Below are 20,278 nucleotides of genomic sequence, written 5' to 3' on the forward strand. Positions count from 1 at the left end.
TGCGTGCCATGAGCGCGGTGCCTGTCCGCGGGGTCAGATGAGGGCGGCGGCCAGCAGGGCGAAGGCAACGATGATGACGGCGACGCGGACGTAGTGGAAGCGGTCCCAGCGGTTCATCTGCTGCTTCCAGTCGGCGGGCCGGTTCTCGGGGGTCCACGTCTTGCTCTGGTTGTTGATCGGGACGAGCAGCAGGAGCGACATGATCACGCTGAGGATCAGCAGCGCGCCGGCGGTGGCGACGAGGCCGGCGCCGGGGCGGTGCCATCCGGCGATGGCCCATACCGCGACGAGGACGAGCGAGCCGATGTACCAGACCGGCATCACGGCGCCGAGCATCCGGCCCCCGTGGGCGCGGCCGAGTTGGCCACTGTCCTCGGGGAGGGCGTTGAGGATCGGGTTGATGACGAAGGCGACGGAGAACTCCACCCCCACCATCACGCCGACGACCACGGTGGTGAACACCTCGAGTGCGTTGAGCATGATGACCCCTCAAATGTCTAGCGCTGCTAGCTGATGGGGCAACGCTAGCGCTGCTGTCGCTCGCTTGTCTAGCGATGCTAGGATCGAATCATGTCGGTACAGGAACGCAAGCAGCGCGAACGGGCGGAGCGCGAGCGCCTCATCGTGGCCACAGCCCGCGAAATCGCCGAGCAGCAGGGGTGGGACGCGGTCACCACCCGCCGGCTCGCCGAGCGCATCGAGTACAGCCAGCCCGTCCTCTACAGCCACTTCCGCGGCAAGCGCGAGATCATCGGCGCCGTCGCCTTGGAGGGCGCCGCCGAGATGGCCGCGGAGCTGCGGGCCACGGCCTCCGCCGCAGACGGCCTCCGCACCCGGGTCACCGCTCTCGCCCGCGCTTACCTCGACTTCGCCGAGCGCAACCCGGCGGTCTACGACGCCATGTTCCAGCTCGACGGCGGTCTGGCGTTCGCGAGCGAGGACACCCCGGAGCCGCTGAAGGACGCCTTCGCCGCCCTGCTGGAGACTCTCGGCGAGGTCGCCGGCGACGGCGTCCACCCGGGACTGTTCACCGAGGTGTTCTGGGCGGCCCTACACGGGCTGGCCACCCTGACCCGGGCGGGACGGCTGCCGCCTGGAGACGCCGAGCGGAGGGTGGAACTGCTGGTGGACCGGCTCGCCATGGTCTGACACACCGTCCCGGCGGGCACGCAGCCGGGGTCCTCGGGCCCCGTTGCCTGCCTGCGGCATCGCTTCCGGTCACTCGCGCCCACACGGCGCAGCCGCAGATCGCCGGCTCCATACCCTGGATGATCCATTCCAAGGGGTGTCGTGTGACTGAGCATCACAGCTGCGTGCGCGGTCGCTGTCATGGTGTTCAGCGGGCCGGGTGATCCCGCTGTGGTGCGCTCAGCTGACGGCAGAGAGCTGGCGGGCGAAGCGGCGGACGGCATCAGTGAAGGCATCTGGGTCGTCGAAGTTCGCGAGGTGTCGTGCCCGCGGGATCAACTCGACGCGAGCGTGCGGATGCACGCGGGCGAAGTCCGCCTCCCCGGCGCGGAAGACGGCGTCCTTCTCGCCGTTCAGGATGAGGACCGGAACCTTCACACAACGCATCGCATCCGCGTCGAAACGTCCGAGTACTTCGCCCCAGGCTGCTGGCAAGGTATGGAAGGCGTAGCCGGAACGGATGGTCGCCTCCACCACTTCCTGTGGGTAGAGCCGCCGCAGCAACCGGTCGTTCCACTGGGCCAGGCGATCCGCCGGCATACGAGGGACCAGCCTGGCGACCCACCGATAGGGCGTTGCCCGGAGCCCGCGGGTGGAAGCACTCGCGCCCGCGAGGACCATCCCGCGCAGGTGTTCCGGACAGCGCCGCGCGAACTCCAGCGAGGCATATCCGCCGAGCGAGTGCCCAACGACCAGAGCCGGCCCGCGATCGAGCGAGTCCACCGCGGAAGCGATGATCTCCGTCGCGGTGCTCAGGCTCCAGGGCTGAGCCGAGCGCTTCCCATGGCCGGGCAGGTCAATGGCGACTACCGGGAACTCTTCCCGGAGCGCGGCAAGCTGCATGCTCCACTGTCCCGCGCTGAAGCGCGTCCCGTGAACGAAGACTATGGGCACTGCGTCCGCTGCTGTCATCAGTCCCCCCCAGGTGACACCGTCCTCAAGGCGACTCTACCGGCGGGATTTTCGTCGCGATCAAGTGAGATGCCAGAAGACGCTCAAGCGGCCGGTTGCGTGGCGCTTGGTCACGCTGAGACGACAACGAGGACGTCCAAGATCGTTGTGTGACGAACAACTTGGACACCCTCGCGACAGCACTCTATGCGGCAACCGATGATCTGCTGAAGGAGCGTCCGGACTTGGCGCCGTGGCGGCCAGCCGTGGGAATCGCGCCGCAGCTCACCGATGCCGAGCCGGTCACCCTGGCGATGATGCAGGCCATGCTCGGTTTCAGCTCCGAGTCCAGGTGGCTCCGGCATGCCCGGGTCCACCTGCGGCACCTCTTCCCGTACCTGCCGCAGCAACCCGGCTACGACAAGCGGCTACGCAAGGCCACCGACCTGCTCCGCCGTATCAGCCGGATCCTGGCCACCAACACCTCGGTATGGAGCGACGACGCCGCCGTACCGCTGACGGTGTCGGAGGAGGGCCGCCCGGTCGACGTGCGAAGGGCTCCCGGGCGGACCTCCGTCCCCAGGCTGCCCTGTCACCGGCCGGGGCGGGGTGAGCACGGCCGCAGCCTGCGCCGAACGGGACGCACCCGGATCGGGTGACACGACTGGTGATCACCAGGGATCACGGTTTGAGTGGGGGAGCGCGGGCGGGCCACGGTCCGCGCCCCGCCGCCCCGACCCGATCCGCGCCCCGCCGACCCCGACCCGAACCGACCCGAGCCGACGACGACACCGGTGACCGCATGGAGAACCCCGCAGGGCCCGATTCCCCCGTGCGTCCGCCGCCGTCCGGGAGCCCGGCACCGTCCGGGGACCCGATGCTCACGGCGCGCTTCGCCGTTCCGGCCGTACCGCGGCTCCTCGTGCACCGGCCCGAGCTGCTGAAGCGCATGACGGCCGGGGTACAGGGGCCGCTCACCCTGGTCAACGGTCCGGCCGGTTCGGGCAAGACGGTGCTCGCCGCCCACTGGGCGGCCGGCGGGCTCGCGCCGCGTCCCCCCGTGTGGCTGACCGTCGAGCCGGGCGACGCCCCCGGCGCCCTCTGGGCGTACGTCCTGGAGGCCCTCCGCCGGGGCGGGGTGGCACTGCCCGCCGGAGTGGGCCGGCCCACGAGGGCCGAAGGAGTGACCCGGTCGTTCCTGGTACGTCTGGCGGAGGGGCTCGCCGCGTCGGCGCAGCCCGCGGTCCTCGTGCTCGACCAGTTCGACACGGCGCAGCCCCCGGCGGCGATGACGGAGGGACTGGACTTCGTGCTCCGGCACGCGGCCGGCGGCCTGCGCATCGTGCTCACCAGCCGCACGGACTCGCTCCTGCCGCTGCACCGCTACCGGGCGGCCGGTGAGATCACCGAGATCCGCCAGGCGGACCTGAGGTTCACCCCCGAGGATGCCGAGGCGCTGCTGGCCGAGCACCGGCTGGAGGTCTCGCAGGAGGGGATCCGGCTGCTGGTGGAGCGGACCGAGGGGTGGGCGGCCGGGATACGCCTGTGCGCCCTGGCGATGCAGCACAGCGCCGACCCCGAAACGTTCCTCCGCCAGTTCGCCGCCGACCGCACGATCATCGCCGACTACCTGCTCAAGGAAGTGCTCGACGCCCAGCCACCGCCCACGCAGGACCTGCTGCTGCGGGTCTGTGTCACGGACCGCGTCCACCCGGACCTCGCGGACGAGCTGACCGGCCGCGACGACGCCGCCCGGACCCTCGCCGGACTGGCCCGCGACAACGCCTTCCTCGAACGGATCGACGCCTCGGCCTGGTACCGGCTGCATCCGCTGTTCGCCGAGGTCCTGCGCGCGCACCTCCGGCAGCGCCGTCCCGGCCTGGAGCCCCGGCTGCACGGGCGGGCGGCGCGCTGGCTGGCCCGGACGGGCCGGCTCACGGAAGCCGTTCTCCAGGGCGCCGCGGCCGGTGACTGGCCGTTCGCGGCGGCGCAACTGGTCGACAGCCTGGCGATCGGCCGGCTCTTCACCGGCCTGGACGCGGATCGGCTGGGCCGGGCGTTCGCCGGCATGCCGGCCGATCAGACGGGCGCGGCTCCCGCACTGGTCGGGGCGGCCTGCCGGCTGGCCGAACGGGACCTCCCCGGATGCGAGGCCGGGCTGCGACGGGCGGACACGCACCTGGGCCCGGACTCCGGCCCGGCGGCCAGGCTCGGCCGCGCCTTCCTCGGCGTACTCGCGGGGCGACTGGCGGACGACCTGACGGCCACCGAACGTGCGGCGGCCGACTTCGGCCGGCTGCTCCCCGAGCTGCCGCCGCACCTGCTCGCCGAGCGCCCCGAGATCCGCGCCCTGGTGCCGACGGCCCTCGGCGCCGCCGAGCTCGGCGCCGGGCACCTCGACCGCGCCGCTTCCGCCCTCACGTCCGCCGTCGACGCGTGCGGGGATCCCCGTACGGAGTACCCGCTCTGTGACGCGCTCGGCTCACTGGCCCTGACCGAGCTGAGGCGCGGCCGGCTGCGGCAGGCGGCCGCACGTGCCCGCGCCTCCCTCGCCGTGGCCGAGCAGTGCGTGCTGCCGGCCGAGCGCCGGACCGGTGTCGGCCACCTCGCCCTCGCGGGCGTCGCCCTGGAGCAGGACGACCTGGCGGCCGCCCGGCGCCACCTCGACCTTGCGACCGCGGAGGCGGGGACCCGTCCGGAGCCCGTGGCCGCCGTGGCGGCAGCCGTCATCCGCGCCGGGATCGCGGCGGCCGAGGGCGACGGCGAGGCCGCGCTCGCCGCCCTCCGCGCGCTGCGGACGGCCGGGGCTCCGGTACGGCCCCACGCCTGGGCGGTGGCCGAGCTGGCCGTGGCCGAGTCGGGCGCCCACCTGGTGCGCGGTGACGCGGCCGCCGCCCTGCGGGTCCTGGACGCGGTGGAGGCCGGGGACGGAGTGCGCCCGGCGCACCTGGTGGCCCGGGCCCGCGCCCTGCTGGCGGCCGGCCGCGGCGAGCACGCGGCGCAGGCGCTGGCGGGCCTGCCGGAGGACGACGGCGCGCCCGTGGCCGTACGGGCACGGGCGCGCCTGCTCCAGGCGCAGATCGCCGCCGCGGACGGCGACCCGGAAGAGGCCCGCCGGCGGCTGGGGGAGGCGCTGGGGCTCGCCCGGCCGGAGGAACTGCGCCGGATGTTCACGGAGAGCGGCCCCTGGGTGCGCCGGATCCTGAGCCGGGACCCGCAACTGGCACGGCTGCACGGCTGGCTGCCCTCCCGCACCCCGGTCCGTGCCCCCGCGTCGACGGCCGGCGGGCGGCAGCCACCCGTCGTGGAGCCGCTGAGCGAGCGGGAGACCGAGGTGCTGCGCAAGGCCGCGGAGCTGCTGTCCACCGAGGAGATCGCGGCCGAGCTGTACCTGTCGCCCAACACGGTGAAGACCCACCTGAAGAGCATCTACCGCAAGCTCTCCGTCACCCGGCGCAGCGAGGCCGTCCACCGGGCACAGGACCTCGGGATGCTGTGAGCCGTCCCGCGGGTCGCAGGTGCGGCCTTCTCGCCCGTACCGGGCGATGCCGAGCCGCCGGGCGAGGACCGACGATGAGGACGACGAAGGCCAGGAGCGGGCAGCGCGCCGGTTCCGTTCCCCGGCCCGCGTCCCGTGCCGTCCCGTTCCGTCCCGTTCCGTCCCCAGAGGAGTGAGTGCTCTCATGCGCTACGAATTCCGCATCTCGGGCGTCGTGCCGGACACCCTCGCCGCGAATTTCCCCGAGCTCGACCGGATCCCCGTCCGGGAGCAGACGCTCCTGCACGGCAGCGTGAGCGACGAGGCCCACCTGTACGGCCTGCTCACGCGCTTCCAGTCCCTGGGCCTGCGGGTGCTCGAAATGCGCCGGCTGCCCGCCTGACACCACAGGCGCTCCCGGCGGAGCCAAGACCACCCGCTTCGGGTGATCACAAGCACTCCCGCGCCGGACGACACTGCGATGTGGGTGCCGATGCCTGTGACCCGGCCGAGCCGGAGCAGGACGGTCCGGCGCCGTACCGCCATCTGTGAGGTGAATTCCATGGGTCAGCCGACACCGACCGGGGGGAACTGGAACACCGGCCCCGCGCCGGGTAACGCACCACTGTTCCCCGGCAGCCAGGACGACGGTGCGGGGAGCATGGGCACGCTGTTCGCAGCGGTGCTCCTCATCGTGACCGGATGCCTCGCGATCTTCCAGGGCATCGCGGCCATCTCCAAGGACGACGTCTACTCGCGCATCGGCAACTACGTCTTCGAATTCGACCTGACGGCATGGGGCTGGATCCATCTCGTCATCGGCATCATCGCCGTGCTCACCGGAGTGGGCCTGATCGCCGGCTCGAACGTGGCCAGGGGCGCGGGCATCGCACTCGCCAGCCTCAGCGTCCTCGCCAACTTCATGTGGCTGCCGTACCAGCCCTGGTGGTCCGTCATCATCATCGCGATCGACGTGTTCATCATCTGGGCCCTGTGTACGAGTTGGACGCACGCGCCCGCGACCGAGTGACGCGCGGACACCCCGCCCCGGCGCGCCTCAGCGACCCTGATCCGGAGGGTTCGCGGGGCGCGCCAGTCCGTCGTGGAACAGCCGGCCGAGGAGCGCACCGCCGAACACGACGACACCGACGCCGACGAGCCAGGACTGGATGACGAGGACGGTGCCGAAGGGCCCGTACGTGACGGCGCTGGACGCGATCAGCGGTGAGAAGACCAGGCGGGAGAAGACCCGGAGCCCGAAGAGCCCGAGCATGGTGGCCACCGCTCCGGGGAGCAGGGCGGACCAGGGGATGCGGCTGGCGAGCAGCAGTCGCTGGGACCACCAGAAGAACAGGGTGGTGCCGATCGCCACCGTGACGAAGCCGCGGGCGGGGGAGTCGCGCCACGGCGGGGAGATCGCGGACAGGTGCGGACACGCCGAGCCCGTCACCGAGCCATTGAGCGAACCCCTGTCCGCCGGCTCCGGTGGCGTCCGCGCGGACACGACGATCAGCAGGGGGACCAGCGTCAGGAACCCGAGCGCGGCGAACCCGAGCGCGCGTTGCCACAGTTGCAGGTCCCGAACGTTGCCCCAGCGGCGCCCGGCCCGCACCCGGCGGATGGTGCTGCCGATCCGGCCGGCTAGCGACGGCTGCTCGGGTCCCTCGGGTCTGGTCGTGGGCATGGCCGCTCCAGCTGCTGCCCTTCCCACGGTAGGACTTCCCGCGCGAGGGCGTCCACCACGTCGCTCAGCCTCCCGTGGCGCCGGTGGGCGGCGCGCTGTGCGGCCGCGCCGCCGCCCGTGGCGCGCAGGTGGTCGAGCAGGGTGTCGACGAGGAGCAGGTCGCCCGAGGCGCCGAGTCCGGGTGCGGCCCGCTCGCGCAGCCGGTCGACCAGATCCCAGGCCGGAAGGCGCCCCCCGCCGCACGGATCCAGTCCGTCACCGTCCAGGCCGTGCAGGGCGGCGAGCCGGTGTGCCTCCCGTAGCCTTCCCCCCTCGACGTACGGGGGCGGTCGGCCTTCGTCGATCTCCGGCAGCACGGTGGCGGCGAGCCCCCGCACGAGTGCGGCCAGCAGGATGACGGTGTCCAGGTCCGCGTTCACGTCGGCGACTCGGATCTCGAGCGTCGGCACGTGCTCGGAGGGCCGTGCGTACCAGTAGATCATCCGTCGGTCCAGGAGGGCGCCACACCGTACGAGGTCGTCGGCGATGCGCTCGTAGGCCCCTTCGTCCAGGACGGGGGAGGGCCCCACGGTGGGCCAGCGGCCGTGGGCGACCGCCCGCCAGCTCGCGTAGCCGGTGTCCCGGCCGCGGTCGAAGGGGGAGTTGGCGGCGAGCGCCTGCAGGACCGGCAGCCAGGGGCGGATCCGGTTCGAGAACTCCAGGGCCTGGGCCCGGTCCTCCACGCCGATGTGCACGTGGCAGCCGCACACCACCTGGTCACGGGCCCCGATGACCGACGCGAAGCGGGTGGCCATCCGCTGGTAGCGCTCGTCGGGTGTGATGGTCAGCGGACGCTCCGGAGGGATCACGGGGGTTCCGGAGGCGAGGAGCAGGCATTGCTCGCCCGCCGCGGCCCGCCCGAGCTCGCGGCGCAGTCTGGCCAGGTCGGCGGCGAGCGCTGCCGTGCTCGACGTCGGTCTGGTGCACACCTCGACCTGCGCGGTGAAGAACTCCGGCTGGACCAGTGCGCCCAGCCTGTGCGCCGCCTCCGCGATGACGAGCGGTCCGCGGCCCACCGGGGCGCGGCTGCGGCGGTCGACGAGGATGAACTCCTCCTCGACTCCCATGGTCAGTTTCGGCGTCTGCGCGCGGGAGTCCACGGTCACGGGGCTTTCGGGCTGAACGGAAAGTAGTCCGTGTGCCGGTCGGAGGGGAGCACCGAATAGCTGGCCTCGGGGAGCTCGTTCCAGAGACCGGGCAGGTTGCCCAGGGGCTCCGACACCACGATCCGCGTCTCGTCGGAGACCTCGCGGAGGTAGTCCAGTTCCGGATAGAGGTGTCGTACGGTGTCGGCCCGGCTGCTGTAGTACAGCGACCGGGAGCAGCCCTGACTCGAATACCTGAACGCCCAGACCTGCTCGCCGTCACTCACCGCGATCGTCATCTGCAGCGGATTCGGCACCCCGTGCTGCCGTCCGAGATCCTCGACGAGACCCGCCATCCGGGCCACCGCGCCCGGGACGTCCTGGTCGAGGCCGAAGGTGACCGCGAGGTAGAACATCACCTCGGAGTCCGTGGAGCCCTCGATGGACGGGAACAGCGCGGGGTCGACCGCCATGCAGAGGTCGCGCTGCAGCCGGTGGAAGTCCGTGACCGCCCCGTTGTGCATCCACAGCCAGCGACCATGACGGAACGGATGGCAGTTCGTCTGCTGGATCGCCGAGCCCGTCGAGGCACGGACGTGGGCGAAGAAGAGGCTGGAACGCACATGGGCGGCGAGCTCGCGCAGGTTGCGGTTGTTCCACGCGGGTCCTATGTCGCGGAACACCGCCGGAGTGCCGTCGTCGTTCCCGCTGTACCAGCCGATGCCGAAACCGTCCCCGTTGGTCGATTCGACGCCCTCGCGCGAGCGGAGGCTCTGGTTGATCAGCGAGTGCTCCGGCCGGTAGAGCACGGCATCGAGCAGCATCGGCGAACCCAGGTACGCGAGCCAGCGACACATGCCACATCTCCTTCTCGGCTTCCTCCGAGCCTAATCCCGCAGGAGTCGCGGTTCGCGCCGACGAACCGCCCGCAGGGCCGTACGCGGCCGTTCGGCGCGCGGACCCGGGCAGGAGCGGTCCGCGTGCTTCCGGCTACGGATGGTGGCGTAAGGGTGATGCCGGTGGGGCCGGCGGCGGCGTCGGCATGCGCGCGGCGGCTCCATTGCCCAGGATGGTGGGGATCCGACCCGCGTGCCGTTAGGAGCCCCCGATGCTGGAGCGCAAGCTGCGCAAGGACCGTACCCAGGTGACGTTCGTCCTCCCCGCGGACAGTCCGGCCGGGACGGTGAGTGTGGTGGGCGACTTCAACAACTGGCAGCCCGGGGTCCACACCCTGCGGCCGCGCAAGGACGGCAAGCGCGCCGTCACCGTCGAGCTGCCCAACGAGAGCACGCACTGCTTCCGGTACCTGGCGGCCGGTGACTACTGGTTCAACGACGAGAGCGCCGGAGACCAGGAAGGCTGCAACAGCCGCCTGCACACCTGACCGGATCGGTCAGGATTCGAGAAGCACCGGCGGGGGAGCGGCGCCTAGCGTGAGGGGCATGACTTCTCTCGCATCCGTCACCTTCGAGGTGGCCGACCTCACCGCCGCCGACCGCTTCTACACCGCCTTCGGTCTGGGCACGCAGGTGCGCCTGCGTGCCTCGGACGCGCCGACGGCCGGCTTCCGCGGTTTCGCGCTGGCGCTCACGGTGTCCCAGCCGGCCGACGTCAGGGCCTTCGTCGACGCCGCCCTCGAAGCCGGCGCGACGACGCTGAAGCCCGCCGCCAAGTCGTTCTGGGGTTACGGCGGCGTCGTACGGGCCCCGGACGGGACGATCCTGAAGGTCGCGAGCTCGGCGAAGAAGGACTCCGGCCCCGCCACCCGGGAGATCGAGGAGCTCGTCCTCCTGCTCGGAGCCACGGACGTGACCGCGACCAGGCAGTTCTACGTCGGTCAGGGCCTCGTGGTGGCCAAGAGCTTCGGCAGCAAGTACGTCGAGTTCGCCGCCGGGCCGGGTCCCGTCAAGCTGGCACTCTACGGGCGCCGCGCCCTCGCCAAGGACGTCGGCGTCCCCGCCGACGGCACCGGATCGCACCGTCTCGTCCTCGGCAGCGGTGCCGGGTCCTTCACCGACCCGGACGGCTACGCCTGGGAGCCGGTCGAGGCCCCGGCGCCCACCGCCTGACGCCCCTCACCGCCGCGGCGGGCTGGTGGGACCGGCGGTCACCGGACCGGTGCCGGGGCCGGTGCCGGGGTCGGTTCCGGGGTCGGGCTCGCGCCACATCGTCCAGAGAACCGGCCCGCCGTCCGGCAGCCTGAGCTCGCGCGTGACGCGGAAGCCGAACCGCTCGTAGAAGGGGACGTTCGAGGCCTTGCTGGACTCCAGATAGGCGCACTGCCCCAGCCGGTCGCAGTGGGCCAGCTGTTCCCGCACCAGGGCCGTACCGACGCCCGCACCCTGCATCGCGGGGTCGGTTCCCAGGGTCGACAGGTACCAGTGGGGGGTGTCCGGGTGCACCTCGTGCAGGGCGTTCTGGACGTCCGCGGCCCGGGGCAGCCCCCGGGCACCGAAGACGCGCGCGTAGTGCGGCAAGGCCGCCAGTTCCTGTACCGCGGAGGCCTTCCAGCGGCCGGGCCCCGACCAGAGCGCGGCGGCCAGGAGCCGGCCGCCGCTGGTCGCGGCCAGCCGGACACCGCCGGCCCGCGGCCGCTGCTGGCGCCGGACCAGCTTGAAGTAGGCGGCGATCCTGGGCTCCCGGCCGGCGGGGCCGGGGACCATCCACGTCATGACCGGGTCGTCGGCGAAGGCGCGGGCCAGGAGCGCGGCGACGGCGCGCGCTTCGGCCGGCCGCGGGCACCGGATCCCGTAACCGGAGGAAGGCGGCGCTGTGCGTGCGTTCATGGGGTCACGGTAGGCAGCGGGACCGGGCCGCCCCTGCCGTCCACCGGCGGACACGCCGCACGGATCACCCGCCGACGTCCGGCGATTCATTGGCCCGCGTCCGGCCCGCCTGCTTGGATGCGGGCATGAACAGTGATGCCCTTCCGCCCGGTTATGACATCTCCACCGCCCCCGAGCGCCTCGACCGCGCACTGATACACCAGTGGCTGTCGCAGGACGCGTACTGGGCCCTCGGCCGGCCCCGCGAGAAGCAGGACCTGGCCATTGCCGAGTCCCTGAACTTCGGCGTCTACGACAGCGCCTCCGGTGCGCAGGTCGGCTACGCCCGTGTGGTCACCGACCAGGCCACCTTCGCCTGGCTCTGCGACGTCTACATCGCTCCCACTGTCCGCGGCAAGGGCCTGGGCACCGCCCTGGTCGGCGCCGTGAAGGACCACCTCGCCCCGCACGGACTGCGCCGGATCCTGCTGGCCACCGCGGACGCCCACGGGGTATACGCGGAGGTGGGATTCGAACCGCTGGGAGAGCCGGGCAAGTGGATGGTGCTGGGCGAGCAGTGAGCCCACGGGCCCTGATTGTGGGTCAACTCAGGCTCGTCGCTCCCGGCGCCTCTGAAGCCGTACGCCCCTGCCCTCCCGTTGTTCGGCGGCGGTCCTGCGGCGGCGGGCCGTCGGGCACCACCGTGGTACCGGCGCGCTCATCGGCGAAGTCTCCCGTACCCGGGCGATCGGGCGATCGGGCGCTCGACGGGCGAGGGACCGCGCGGCTGACGGTGTCGTCGGCGGCTGTGACAAATGTAATGGGTTGTCAAGGTGCCTCTGCATCCGAAGGTTGATGCCTGGTTCGTCCTGGCGGAGGAGGCAGCGCGTCGGGTACGGGGCGAAGAATCGAGGTGTCCCCGGACCGCCGGGCTCCACCGGGCCGCCGGGCCCACCGGGCCACCGACGAGGAGCTGCCGTGCCCCACACCAGTCCTGACACCAGCCCTGCCCACCGCCACGCCTCGGCCCCCGTGCCGCGACCGCGCCGCATCGCCTCCGTCGCCGCCGTCGCCATGGCCCTGCTGGCGGGCCTCGCGCCGGCCGCCAACGCCGCGGGCGAGGGGCCCCCGGCCGCGCATGCGGCGGTGGCGGGACGGCATCCCGACCGCGCCCAGCTGCAGAGGAGGCTGGAGGCGATCCACGAGGCGGGCATCTACGGCGTCTACTCCGCGGTCCGTGACGGCCGCGCCCGCTTCGACGGAGCCGCCGGACTCGCGGACGTCTCCGCCGGGTTAGCGGCCCGCCCCGACCTCCGGCACCGCGTCGGCAGCGTCACCAAGACCTTCACCGCGGTCGCCGTACTGCAGCAGTCGGCGAAGGGCCGGGTGGGCCTGGACCGGCCGGTCGGCGACTACGTGCCCGAACTCCTGCCCGGCGAGCGCGGCCGCAAGGTGACCGTCCGCATGCTCCTCAACCACACCAGCGGAATCGACGACTACATAGGGGGCGCCTTCCCCTCGCTCCAGACGGGCACCACCGGCAGCCTGGACGACCACCGGTTCCGCACGGTGCGACCCGCCGAGCTGATCGGGTACGGGGTGGGCCGGCCACAGCTGTTCGAACCCGGTACCGGCTGGGCCTACGCCAACACCAACTACGTGCTGCTGGGCGAGGTGCTCCGCAAGGTGACCGGACAGGACCCGGAGCGGCTGATCACCCAGGACGTCATCCGGCCGACGGGGTTGCGCGACACCTATTTCCCGGGCGCCGACCCGTACATCCGCGGCCCCCATGCGCGCATGTACGAGAACTTTTTCGGGCTCATCGACCCGCCCCGCGACTACAGCGCCTACAACATGACCTGGGCCGGCACCGCGGGAGCCCTCGTCTCCACCCCGCAGGACCTCAACACGTTCTACCGCGCCCTGCTGAGCGGCAACCTGCTGCCGCGCCGCCAGCTGGACGAGATGCGCACCACGATCGACGTCAAGGACGAAACGGGAGCCGTCGCCCTGCGCTACGGCCTCGGCATCTACTCCCTGGACACGCCCTGCGGGCCCGCCTGGGGTCATGACGGGGCCGTCTGGGGCGCCGGCACGTGGGCCCTGTCCAGTCCGGACGGCGCACGGCAGTTCGCCATCGGGTACAACCTGATGAAGTACCAGCGCCTCAGCGAGGACGGCACGGTCCTCCTCCCGCACCCGGCCGACGCCGCCTTGATCGACTACAGGGACCGGTCCCTCTGCGGCACCACCGCGCCGCGCGCATCGGACCCGGCCGCCGACAACCGTCCCGCCGAGGGCCCGGACCCCCGTGCCCTGCCGGTGCCCCGCGCACTGCCCCGGGTCGACGCGATGCCGCCCCGAGGGTGGGCGAGCTCCGGCCGCTGAGCTGACCGTTCTGCGTGATGCAGTAATCCCGTCCGGTTCTCTGTGTGGCGCAGGAAGTGCGCACGTGGAGGACTGCGCCGGGGCGGGAACGTGTCTACGCTGGGAGAGGCTCCCCCGGTCCGTGCGTCCGTGCACGACCACCAAGGACGGTCGATGCCATGAAGCGCCTGGCAGAGTTGCGCTCGGCCAACGGAATCCCCGCGCTCGCCACTGTGGCCGCGATGGCGGCGATGGCCGCCGCGTCTCTGATGCCCGGGTATACCGCCACGGCTGCCGCCCCGGACGACGGTTCCTGCGAGACCTCACTGGCGGACAGCTTCTGGCGCGCACCCGTGGACCGGCTGCCCGTGCACCCGGGCTCCGCCCAGTACGTCTCCTCGATCGGTTCCGCCGAGTCCCTGCACCCGGACTTCGGGTCGGGGCTCACGGAAGGCGAGCCCTTCGGCATCCCCGTCACCGTCTCGGACACGCACCTGCCGGAAACGAAGGTGACCCTGGACATCGCCGAGGAAAGCGATACCTCCGGGTACCGGATCCCGCCGAACGCCAAGATCGAGAACGGTCCGGCGAGCAGTGGGGACCGCCACGTGGTCGTCTGGGACCGCGCCCTGTGCAAGTCCTACGAACTCTGGAACGCGCGGCAGCAGGGCGACGACGCCTGGCATGCCGGGTCGGGCGCGGTCTTCGACCTGCGGTCCCACGAGCTGCGGCCCGACGGGTGGACCTCGGCCGATGCCGCCGGCCTCGCCATCCTCCCCGGGCTCGTGCGCTACGACGAGGCGGCGGCGGGGCGGATCGACCACGCGATCCGCATCACCGTGCCGCGCTCGGACCAGAGCTACATATGGCCCGCACGGCACCAGGCGGGCGCCGCGGCGGACACGTCGCTGCCCCCCATGGGGCTGCGGCTGCGGCTGAAGAGTTCGGTGGACACCTCGCACCTGGCCCCGCAGGCCAAGGCTGTGGCCGACGCACTCAAGAAGTACGGGGCCATCGTGGCGGACAACGGCTCTGCCTGGTACATCACCGGTGAGGAGAACGCCGGTTGGGACAATGCGCAGCTCGACGCCTTGAAGGGCTTCAAGGGATCGGACTTCGAGGCGGTCGACACCTCCGGACTCCAGCAGTCGCCGGACTCGGGCGCGGTCGCGCCGAAGTGATCCCATCGGTCCGTGATCATGTTTCGAAGCCGCTCCCCGCACCTGCGGGGCCGAGCCCGGCAGGGCGGGGGAGGCGGGTCTCAGCGTTCGGCGAGCTCCGAGGGGGCTTCCTGGACCACCCAGCCGTTCCCGTCGGGGTCGTTGAAGGTGAGGAAGGAGTTCCAGGTCCCGCCTTTGCCTTCCTCCCAGCCCGTCGCGCCGACGTGGCGGACGGGGGACACGTCCACCCCCCGGTCCGTCAGGTTCCTGTGGGCCGCTTCGATGTCGACGACGCACAGCTGAAGGCCGTGGAGTGTGCCGGGCGCCATCGTTCGGGTGCCGGGCGCTGCCGGCATGCCCTGGAGCATGGCGATGGAGCAGCGGGAGCCTGGCGGCGTCATCTGGATGATGCGCACGCCGGGCGCGACTTCGTCGTCGAGGTCGACCTTGAAACCGATCTTTTCGGCATAGAAGGCCTTCGCGCGATCCATGTCGGTGACGGGGACGGGGACCACTTCGAGCGTCCAGTCCATGGGTGTCTCCTCGGGGGTGTCCGGTCGTGAGTGCCGAGCTGGGTCCACGGTCGCCCACGCGGGCGGGTCGGGCACGCCGAAACGCCCGTAAGCCTCGGAGTTGCCCGGGCCGGGTGGATCGCGCGGCGCCGGTGAAACGGGCTGCTGACATGATCAGCGTGTGATCGGACATTCAGGTGGGGTCGGTGCCGAGAAGTTCGTCCTGTTCGACGTCGATGGCACGCTCATCGATGCCGTGGACAATCAGCGCAGGATGTGGGGAGTGTGGGCGCGGCGGTACGGCCTGGATCCCGACGAGGTCCACCGGGTGGCGCTGCGGACGCGGCCGATGGAGACCTTCCCGCAGGTGGCTCCCGGGCGCGATCCGCAGGGGTGCCTTGACCTGCTGCACGAGTTGGAGGACGAGGACGTGCGGACGGGGGCGTACGGGGCGTTCGAGGGTGCGGCGGAACTGCTGAAGGCACTCCCCGCCGGCGGATGGGCGCTGGTGACGTCGAACTACGAACACCGGGTGCTGGGACGCTTCGCCCGGACCGGGCTGCCGGTTCCGGAGGTCGTCGTGGACGCCGCCTGCGTGAGCGAAGGCAAGCCCTCACCGGTCCCGTACCTGCTGGCCGCTCGAAGGCTGGGCGCAGAGCCGCGGGACTGCCTCGTCATCGAGGACGCCCCCACCGGCGTGCTGTCCGGGCTGCACGCCGGCATGACGGTGTGGGGGGTCAACACGCCCGGGCCGGTGGACGGCGTACACCGGCACTACGCGACCCTGGGCGAGGCAGCCGCCGACATCCTCGCGTTCGCCTCCGGTACGCATCCCCCGCGCCAGGCAGTTCCGGAATGACCGCCGACCGGGGCCGTCGGGCGTGCCTCGACACGGCTGATCGCCCTCCCCGTGCTTCCATGGCGACGTGGAGAGCATCACTCAGGGCCTGCTGACCAAGGGGTTCGGTCAGCCCAGCGGCCTGCTCGGCCGGCTCGGCGGCCGGCTCATGGCACACGGCAACGCCGCCACCGAGCGGCATGCCGTCGCCCTCGCCCGGCCCATCGAACAGGACGTCGTCCTGTTCGTCGGGCCCGGCTCCGGAGTCGGGCTCGAGGCCGCGGCCCGCCGCTCGGCCCACGTGATCGGCGTCTACCCCTCCGACGCCATGCTCGCCATGGCCCGCCGCCGCTGCGCGTCCGCCCTCGCCCGGGACCGGCTCCGCCTCACGGTCGGCACCGCGGCGCGCACGGGCCGCCCCGACCAGTCCGTCGACGTCGTGATCTCCGTCAACAACCTGCGCCTCTGGCCGGACGTACCCGCCGGCCTCACCGAACTCCACCGAATCCTGTGTCCCGGCGGCCGCATCCTCCTCGCCGCCCACGAGAAGTGGCTCCCGACCGCCCTTCCCGCGCTCGCGCACACGGTCCTGGCGGCCGGCTTCACCTCTGTACGCAGCTGGACCTGGCAACCCCCGACCCGCATGGCTTCCACGGCAGCCCTACTGTCCGCGGTCCGCGCCTGAGGGTTCACCCGTGGACAACCCCCGGAGCGCAGCACCGCAGCACCGCAGCACGGAAACGGTCTCCGGCGCAGGCGCGCCGGAGGCCGCCGCGTCCGACATCGGTCAGACGGGGGAGGAACAGTGGCATGTCCTGGCCGACCCCGAAGGCAATGAGTTCTGCCTGCTCAAGCCCCGCCTCAATCCGCTCTGAGGCCCTCGGGTACGCCGGGCCTTCCTCTGGTCCGCCCGGTAGCTCGAAGTGACAGGTGCGGGCAGGGCGGCCTCGGCCACGCCGTGGCGAGCACCCCCGTGGTTCGCCACGGCGTGTGCGAGGCCGTCCTGAGTGGGTCAGTCGGTGGGGGGCGGTGAGGCGGGTCTCGCGGTGCCGGTGGGGTGGAAGCGGGTGATGCGCTGTGGGGGGACGATGGTGGGGAGGAGGAAGCTCCACAGGTCGGTGACGCGCGTGTGCAGGTCCTCGCGGCGGGTGCGGACGTGTGAGGTGACCTGGATGCCGGTGAAGGCGCCGACGAGGAGCGTGGACAGGGCTCGGACGTCGAGCGTGGAGTGTATGTCGCCCTGTTCCTGAGCCGGTGTCAGGCAGTCGCGGCAGGTGGCGATCCAGGTGTCGTACGGCGTGGGGTCGGGGTTGGTGAAAGCGCCGAACTCGATGACCAGACGGATGCCGGCGCGGATGCGGACGTTGGTGCGCAGTCCGTGCGCCATCTGGTGGGTGAGGTCGATGACGGTCTGCAGGCCGGGGTTCGAGATCGCGGGGACGTGTTCGGAGACCTGGAAGTGTTCGTCCATCAGGGCGCGCGCGAGGGCTTCCTTGGACGGGAAGTGGAAGTACAGGGCGCCCTTGGTGACTCCGGCGTACTTGACGACGTCGCTGAGGCTGGTGCCGTCGAACCCGCAGAGGTCGAAGGCCGTGGCGGCGCCGTCGAGTATCGCTTGGCGGGTGATCTCGGCCCGCTCCTGTCTGACCCTCGTCACGTGCTCGCCCCCAGGTCGCTGTCGTCGAGCGGTGTTCGCTGTGGTGTGTCGCCAATGTAGTCCGGCCGCCCGAAAGAAAACCAGTCGACAGGTACTGGTTTCGCGGGGTGGGCGAGCGGTTCGGGGAGTTGTGGGGTTTTTGCGTAACGGCACGGTGTGGCAGGTGAGTTGAAGCCCGTCTCCGCGAGGGGTGCGGTTGCCCGGGTACAGCGTTTCGGAGCGGAGGTGGCCGGACGCGTAGGCTCGGCGCCGTGGCTGATCAGATTCAGAAGATCGTGACCGGGTTGCCGGACCTGACGAAGGTGACCGACGTGTGGGCGGTGGCCGACGGCCGTGTCGCCCAGGGAGACCCCGCCTTCTGCGCGGACCTCGGCATCGCCCTCGCCGGAGCGTACGGCTCCGGGCAGGTGTGGCAGTACAGGAGCGTCTTCGACCACCTTCTGCGCCTGCTCACCACCACTCCGGGTCCCGAGAACGCCGCACAGGCGCTGCGGCTGGTCTCCTCGAAGGCGGTCACCAGCAGGAAGCTGGACCGACTCACGGCCTCATTGCTCGCCTCCGGCCAGGAAGCCGAAAACCTGGCCGCCGCGTTCACCGGACCCGCTTCCGAGGAGCTTCGGGCCTGCCTGGTCCACGAACTGGTGCTCAGGGGCGTCGCCGTGGAAGAGACGCCCGGTGTCGCCGGCTGGGCCACCTCACCGCACTGGAGGCACCACCCGTTGGGCCGGCTGCCCCTGACGCTGTCCGACGTGGAAGGCGTTCCCGAGCTCCCCCGTTACAGCCCGCGCGGCAGCAGCCACTCGATGCCGTTCGGACCGTCGGAGAGCCGCGCACCGGTGAAGGCCGTCGGCGCGCGCGTCCCATCGGTCGAGGAGACGACGACGGAAGCCGCGGCCACGGCGATGGCCTGCGCCGTGGCGAACTGGGCCGAGGAGTCCAATGGTCGCATCGAGGCACGGGTCTTTGATCTCGCGGCCCCGCTGGACGCCGGATCCGTCCCGAACGCGCTGCTGACGCTGGGGCTGGAGTGCCTGGGCGGAGCGGGCCGGAAGGCGGCTCTGTCGGTCTCCGTCGTTCCCCCGGACCAGGCATGGGCCGTGCTCTTCGCCGCGGCGTCGTCGGGCGGGGCGTACAACTCCGGTTCTTTCGGCGCCTACGGCCGCCTCGCCGCCTGGCAGTCCCTGGCCGAGCTGGCCGGCTGCCCGGAAGGCGCCACCACCGGCGAGGTCGAAGCACGCGTACGGGACTGCGTCTGGCACGGGTTCGACGCCGACACGAAGTGGTTCGAGCAAGTGGCCTGGGACATCGGCCTGGCCGCCCTGGCCCCGGACGGCCGGCGCCTGGCCGTGCTGGCTGCCACGGACACCGACTGATTTCCGGGGCGAAGGGGCTGTCTGGGGTGCGGGTCATGAGTGATCTCGATGAGGGGCTGCGCGGGTTCCGGCTCGACGTGGAGCAGGGCCAGCTGGACGACCTCCGTGAGCGGTTGGGCCGGGTGCGCTGGCCGGACGAGCTGCCCGGCGTGGGGCGGGCGTACGGGATCCCGCTGGAGCGGGTGCGGGAACTCGTCCAGTACTGGCGCGACGGCTACGACTGGCGCGCGGCGGAGGCCCGGCTGAACGAGTGGCCGCAGTTCACCACGGTCATCGACGGGGCGCGGGTGCATTTCGCGCACCTGCGCTCGCCCGAGCCGGACGCCACTCCGTTGCTGATGACCCACGGCTGGCCGGGATCGTTCGTCGAATTCCAGCGGGTGGCAGGCCCGTTGACCGATCCGCGGGCGCACGGCGGGGATCCGGCCGACGCCTTCCACCTGGTCCTGCCGAGCATCCCCGGCTTCGGGCTCTCCGGGCCCACGACCGAGGCGGGCTGGGAGTTCAAGCGGGTCGCGCGGGCGTTCGGCGTGCTGATGGAGCGGCTGGGGTACGGGTCCTACGGGGTGCAGGGCGGTGACTGGGGAGCCGCGATCTCACGGGAGCTCGGGCGGATCCTGCCGGGCCGTGTGATCGGTGTGCACCTGAACCTGCTGCCCGGGGGCGGGGCCACCGCCGAGCCCCGGCCCGAGGAACTGGCAGCGCTGCCCGCCGCCGAGCGGGAGCGGACACTGGCGTCGTGGGAGCGGTACCGGACCTGGGCGCGGGATCGGCAGGGCTACGCCGACATCCAGGCGACCCGGCCGCAGACCCTCGCGTACGCGCTGACCGACTCACCGGTCGGGTTGCTCGCCTGGATCGCCGAGAAGTTCGACGAGTGGAGCGATCCCGGGTGCCCGGTCGACCGGGACCAGCTGCTGACCAACGTCATGCTGTACTGGCTCACCGGTACGGCCGGCAGCGCGGCCCGGATCTACTACGAGCGGGCGCACGCCGACTACGCCGGGCAGCCGCCCGAGATGTCGCACACGCCGACCGCGCTGGCCGACTTCCCCCGGGACAACTTCATCCCGCTGCGGCACGTCGCCGCGCGCACCGACACCATCGTGCGCTGGACCTCGTACGACAGGGGCGGGCACTTCCCCGCGATGGAGGTCCCCGACCTGTTGGTGGGGGACGTACGAGCCTTCTTCCGGCACCTGCGGCAGCTACGGCAACGCGGCTGAGCGGCGCCGTCC

At 72.0% G+C, this 20,278-nt stretch carries 22 protein-coding genes and 1 pseudogene; 15 read left to right on the forward strand and 8 right to left on the reverse strand.

Features of this window, described 5'->3' with window-relative positions:
* Nucleotides 1–33: 33 nt before the first annotated feature.
* On the reverse strand, nt 34–480 hold the full coding sequence (locus IF88_RS0134040; RefSeq protein ID WP_030721553.1) for a DUF1772 domain-containing protein: 447 nt from the start codon (nt 478–480) through the stop codon (nt 34–36).
* Nucleotides 481–570: 90 nt separating this feature from the next.
* Between IF88_RS0134040 and IF88_RS0134045 the strand changes: the two genes are divergently transcribed.
* A complete protein-coding gene (locus IF88_RS0134045) occupies nt 571–1,149 on the forward strand; it encodes a TetR/AcrR family transcriptional regulator (RefSeq protein ID WP_030721555.1) in 579 nt (192 codons plus the stop codon).
* 219 nt (nt 1,150–1,368) lie between these two features.
* Here IF88_RS0134045 and IF88_RS0134050 read toward each other — a convergent pair whose 3' ends face one another.
* A complete protein-coding gene (locus IF88_RS0134050) occupies nt 1,369–2,100 on the reverse strand; it encodes an alpha/beta fold hydrolase (protein ID WP_030721558.1) in 732 nt (243 codons plus the stop codon).
* A 149-nt stretch (nt 2,101–2,249) separates the two neighbouring features.
* Here IF88_RS0134050 and IF88_RS0134055 point away from each other — a divergent pair.
* From IF88_RS0134055 to IF88_RS0134070, 4 genes and pseudogenes are all read left to right on the forward strand, one after another.
* Nucleotides 2,250–2,618, forward strand: a pseudogene (locus IF88_RS0134055) (IS982 family transposase); the annotation flags it as partial.
* 338 nt (nt 2,619–2,956) lie between these two features.
* Nucleotides 2,957–5,578 carry a LuxR C-terminal-related transcriptional regulator gene (locus tag IF88_RS0134060; RefSeq protein WP_234323796.1) on the forward strand — a complete coding sequence of 874 codons (2,622 nt, stop codon included), beginning with the start codon at nt 2,957–2,959 and terminating at the stop codon, nt 5,576–5,578.
* Between the two features lie 184 nt (nt 5,579–5,762).
* Nucleotides 5,763–5,960 carry a hypothetical protein gene (locus IF88_RS0134065; RefSeq protein WP_030721568.1) on the forward strand — a complete coding sequence of 66 codons (198 nt, stop codon included), beginning with the start codon at nt 5,763–5,765 and terminating at the stop codon, nt 5,958–5,960.
* Between the two features lie 159 nt (nt 5,961–6,119).
* Nucleotides 6,120–6,587 (forward strand): DUF7144 family membrane protein, encoded by a 468-nt coding sequence (locus tag IF88_RS0134070; protein ID WP_030721572.1) that lies wholly within the window; start codon nt 6,120–6,122, stop codon nt 6,585–6,587.
* Nucleotides 6,588–6,614: 27 nt separating this feature from the next.
* Here the strand turns inward: IF88_RS0134070 and IF88_RS42945 are convergent, their stop codons facing one another.
* The 3 genes from IF88_RS42945 to IF88_RS0134085 are packed head-to-tail and all read right to left on the reverse strand — an operon-like array spanning nt 6,615 to nt 9,222.
* Entirely contained in the window at nt 6,615–7,241 is a 627-nt protein-coding gene (locus IF88_RS42945; RefSeq protein WP_420711024.1) for a ribonuclease BN, read from the reverse strand.
* Complete coding sequence (locus IF88_RS0134080; RefSeq protein ID WP_063754878.1) at nt 7,199–8,386, reverse strand: carboxylate-amine ligase; 1,188 nt, start codon at nt 8,384–8,386, stop codon at nt 7,199–7,201. The genes IF88_RS42945 and IF88_RS0134080 overlap by 43 nt, the downstream gene beginning before the upstream one ends.
* Complete coding sequence (locus IF88_RS0134085) at nt 8,383–9,222, reverse strand: class II glutamine amidotransferase (protein ID WP_030721580.1); 840 nt, start codon at nt 9,220–9,222, stop codon at nt 8,383–8,385. Before IF88_RS0134085 ends, IF88_RS0134080 begins: the two co-directional genes overlap by 4 nt.
* Nucleotides 9,223–9,473: 251 nt before the next feature.
* Between IF88_RS0134085 and IF88_RS0134090 the strand changes: the two genes are divergently transcribed.
* The gene (locus tag IF88_RS0134090) at nt 9,474–9,749 is read left to right on the forward strand and encodes an isoamylase early set domain-containing protein (protein WP_030721582.1); all 276 of its coding nucleotides are present in this window, start codon (nt 9,474–9,476) and stop codon (nt 9,747–9,749) included.
* A 58-nt stretch (nt 9,750–9,807) separates the two neighbouring features.
* Nucleotides 9,808–10,434, forward strand: coding sequence for a glyoxalase (locus IF88_RS0134095; protein WP_030721584.1), 627 nt, complete (start codon nt 9,808–9,810; stop codon nt 10,432–10,434).
* Between the two features lie 6 nt (nt 10,435–10,440).
* Here IF88_RS0134095 and IF88_RS0134100 read toward each other — a convergent pair whose 3' ends face one another.
* Complete coding sequence (locus tag IF88_RS0134100; protein WP_063754879.1) at nt 10,441–11,151, reverse strand: GNAT family N-acetyltransferase; 711 nt, start codon at nt 11,149–11,151, stop codon at nt 10,441–10,443.
* Between the two features lie 125 nt (nt 11,152–11,276).
* On the opposite strand from IF88_RS0134100, the gene IF88_RS0134105 reads away from it, so the two are divergent.
* From IF88_RS0134105 to IF88_RS0134115, 3 genes are all read left to right on the forward strand, one after another.
* The gene (locus IF88_RS0134105; RefSeq protein ID WP_030721590.1) at nt 11,277–11,711 is read left to right on the forward strand and encodes a GNAT family N-acetyltransferase; all 435 of its coding nucleotides are present in this window, start codon (nt 11,277–11,279) and stop codon (nt 11,709–11,711) included.
* A 493-nt stretch (nt 11,712–12,204) separates the two neighbouring features.
* Nucleotides 12,205–13,521, forward strand: a complete 1,317-nt coding sequence (locus tag IF88_RS41290; RefSeq protein WP_051838031.1) for a serine hydrolase domain-containing protein — start codon at nt 12,205–12,207, stop codon at nt 13,519–13,521.
* Between the two features lie 158 nt (nt 13,522–13,679).
* Nucleotides 13,680–14,681: a hypothetical protein gene (locus IF88_RS0134115; protein ID WP_199808178.1), complete on the forward strand. Its 1,002-nt coding sequence runs from the start codon at nt 13,680–13,682 to the stop codon at nt 14,679–14,681.
* A gap of 80 nt (nt 14,682–14,761) precedes the next feature.
* On the opposite strand, the gene IF88_RS0134120 is transcribed toward IF88_RS0134115, so the two are convergent.
* Nucleotides 14,762–15,193, reverse strand: a complete 432-nt coding sequence (locus IF88_RS0134120; protein WP_030721599.1) for a VOC family protein — start codon at nt 15,191–15,193, stop codon at nt 14,762–14,764.
* Nucleotides 15,194–15,353: 160 nt separating this feature from the next.
* Between IF88_RS0134120 and IF88_RS0134125 the strand changes: the two genes are divergently transcribed.
* The 3 genes from IF88_RS0134125 to IF88_RS49200 all read left to right on the forward strand — a co-directional run bounded on the left by IF88_RS0134125 (nt 15,354) and on the right by IF88_RS49200 (nt 16,885).
* On the forward strand, nt 15,354–16,031 hold the full coding sequence (locus tag IF88_RS0134125) for an HAD family hydrolase (protein ID WP_051838024.1): 678 nt from the start codon (nt 15,354–15,356) through the stop codon (nt 16,029–16,031).
* Between the two features lie 67 nt (nt 16,032–16,098).
* A complete protein-coding gene (locus IF88_RS0134130; protein ID WP_030721605.1) occupies nt 16,099–16,695 on the forward strand; it encodes a class I SAM-dependent methyltransferase in 597 nt (198 codons plus the stop codon).
* A gap of 10 nt (nt 16,696–16,705) precedes the next feature.
* Complete coding sequence (locus tag IF88_RS49200; protein WP_030721610.1) at nt 16,706–16,885, forward strand: VOC family protein; 180 nt, start codon at nt 16,706–16,708, stop codon at nt 16,883–16,885.
* A gap of 137 nt (nt 16,886–17,022) precedes the next feature.
* Here IF88_RS49200 and IF88_RS0134140 read toward each other — a convergent pair whose 3' ends face one another.
* A complete protein-coding gene (locus tag IF88_RS0134140) occupies nt 17,023–17,667 on the reverse strand; it encodes a ScbR family autoregulator-binding transcription factor (RefSeq protein ID WP_030721612.1) in 645 nt (214 codons plus the stop codon).
* 251 nt (nt 17,668–17,918) lie between these two features.
* Here IF88_RS0134140 and IF88_RS0134145 point away from each other — a divergent pair, with 251 nt between their 5' ends.
* A complete protein-coding gene (locus IF88_RS0134145; RefSeq protein WP_030721615.1) occupies nt 17,919–19,040 on the forward strand; it encodes a DUF6183 family protein in 1,122 nt (373 codons plus the stop codon).
* 35 nt (nt 19,041–19,075) lie between these two features.
* Nucleotides 19,076–20,266: an epoxide hydrolase family protein gene (locus IF88_RS0134150; protein WP_030721618.1), complete on the forward strand. Its 1,191-nt coding sequence runs from the start codon at nt 19,076–19,078 to the stop codon at nt 20,264–20,266.
* The last annotated feature ends 12 nt before the right edge of the window (nt 20,267–20,278 follow it).

Origin of the sequence: Streptomyces sp. NRRL F-2580, from assembly GCF_000720115.1 — a bacterium.
Lineage (GTDB): Bacteria > Actinomycetota > Actinomycetes > Streptomycetales > Streptomycetaceae > Streptomyces.

What these genes read in the sequence shown, in the direction of transcription:
- IF88_RS0134085 (WP_030721580.1), bottom strand. Translation starts at nt 9,222, where the DNA reads ATGTGTCGCTGGCTCGCGTACCTGGGTTCGCCGATGCTGCTCGATGCC.
- IF88_RS0134040 (WP_030721553.1), bottom strand. Translation starts at nt 480, where the DNA reads ATGCTCAACGCACTCGAGGTGTTCACCACCGTGGTCGTCGGCGTGATG.
- IF88_RS0134115 (WP_199808178.1), top strand. Translation starts at nt 13,680, where the DNA reads ATGAAGCGCCTGGCAGAGTTGCGCTCGGCCAACGGAATCCCCGCGCTC.
- IF88_RS0134095 (WP_030721584.1), top strand. Translation starts at nt 9,808, where the DNA reads ATGACTTCTCTCGCATCCGTCACCTTCGAGGTGGCCGACCTCACCGCC.
- IF88_RS0134045 (WP_030721555.1), top strand. Translation starts at nt 571, where the DNA reads ATGTCGGTACAGGAACGCAAGCAGCGCGAACGGGCGGAGCGCGAGCGC.
- IF88_RS42945 (WP_420711024.1), bottom strand. Translation starts at nt 7,241, where the DNA reads ATGCCCACGACCAGACCCGAGGGACCCGAGCAGCCGTCGCTAGCCGGC.
- IF88_RS0134050 (WP_030721558.1), bottom strand. Translation starts at nt 2,100, where the DNA reads ATGACAGCAGCGGACGCAGTGCCCATAGTCTTCGTTCACGGGACGCGC.
- IF88_RS0134090 (WP_030721582.1), top strand. Translation starts at nt 9,474, where the DNA reads ATGCTGGAGCGCAAGCTGCGCAAGGACCGTACCCAGGTGACGTTCGTC.
- IF88_RS0134065 (WP_030721568.1), top strand. Translation starts at nt 5,763, where the DNA reads ATGCGCTACGAATTCCGCATCTCGGGCGTCGTGCCGGACACCCTCGCC.
- IF88_RS0134150 (WP_030721618.1), top strand. Translation starts at nt 19,076, where the DNA reads ATGAGTGATCTCGATGAGGGGCTGCGCGGGTTCCGGCTCGACGTGGAG.
- IF88_RS0134070 (WP_030721572.1), top strand. Translation starts at nt 6,120, where the DNA reads ATGGGTCAGCCGACACCGACCGGGGGGAACTGGAACACCGGCCCCGCG.
- IF88_RS41290 (WP_051838031.1), top strand. Translation starts at nt 12,205, where the DNA reads ATGGCCCTGCTGGCGGGCCTCGCGCCGGCCGCCAACGCCGCGGGCGAG.
- IF88_RS0134105 (WP_030721590.1), top strand. Translation starts at nt 11,277, where the DNA reads ATGAACAGTGATGCCCTTCCGCCCGGTTATGACATCTCCACCGCCCCC.
- IF88_RS0134100 (WP_063754879.1), bottom strand. Translation starts at nt 11,151, where the DNA reads ATGAACGCACGCACAGCGCCGCCTTCCTCCGGTTACGGGATCCGGTGC.
- IF88_RS0134120 (WP_030721599.1), bottom strand. Translation starts at nt 15,193, where the DNA reads ATGGACTGGACGCTCGAAGTGGTCCCCGTCCCCGTCACCGACATGGAT.
- IF88_RS0134060 (WP_234323796.1), top strand. Translation starts at nt 2,957, where the DNA reads ATGCTCACGGCGCGCTTCGCCGTTCCGGCCGTACCGCGGCTCCTCGTG.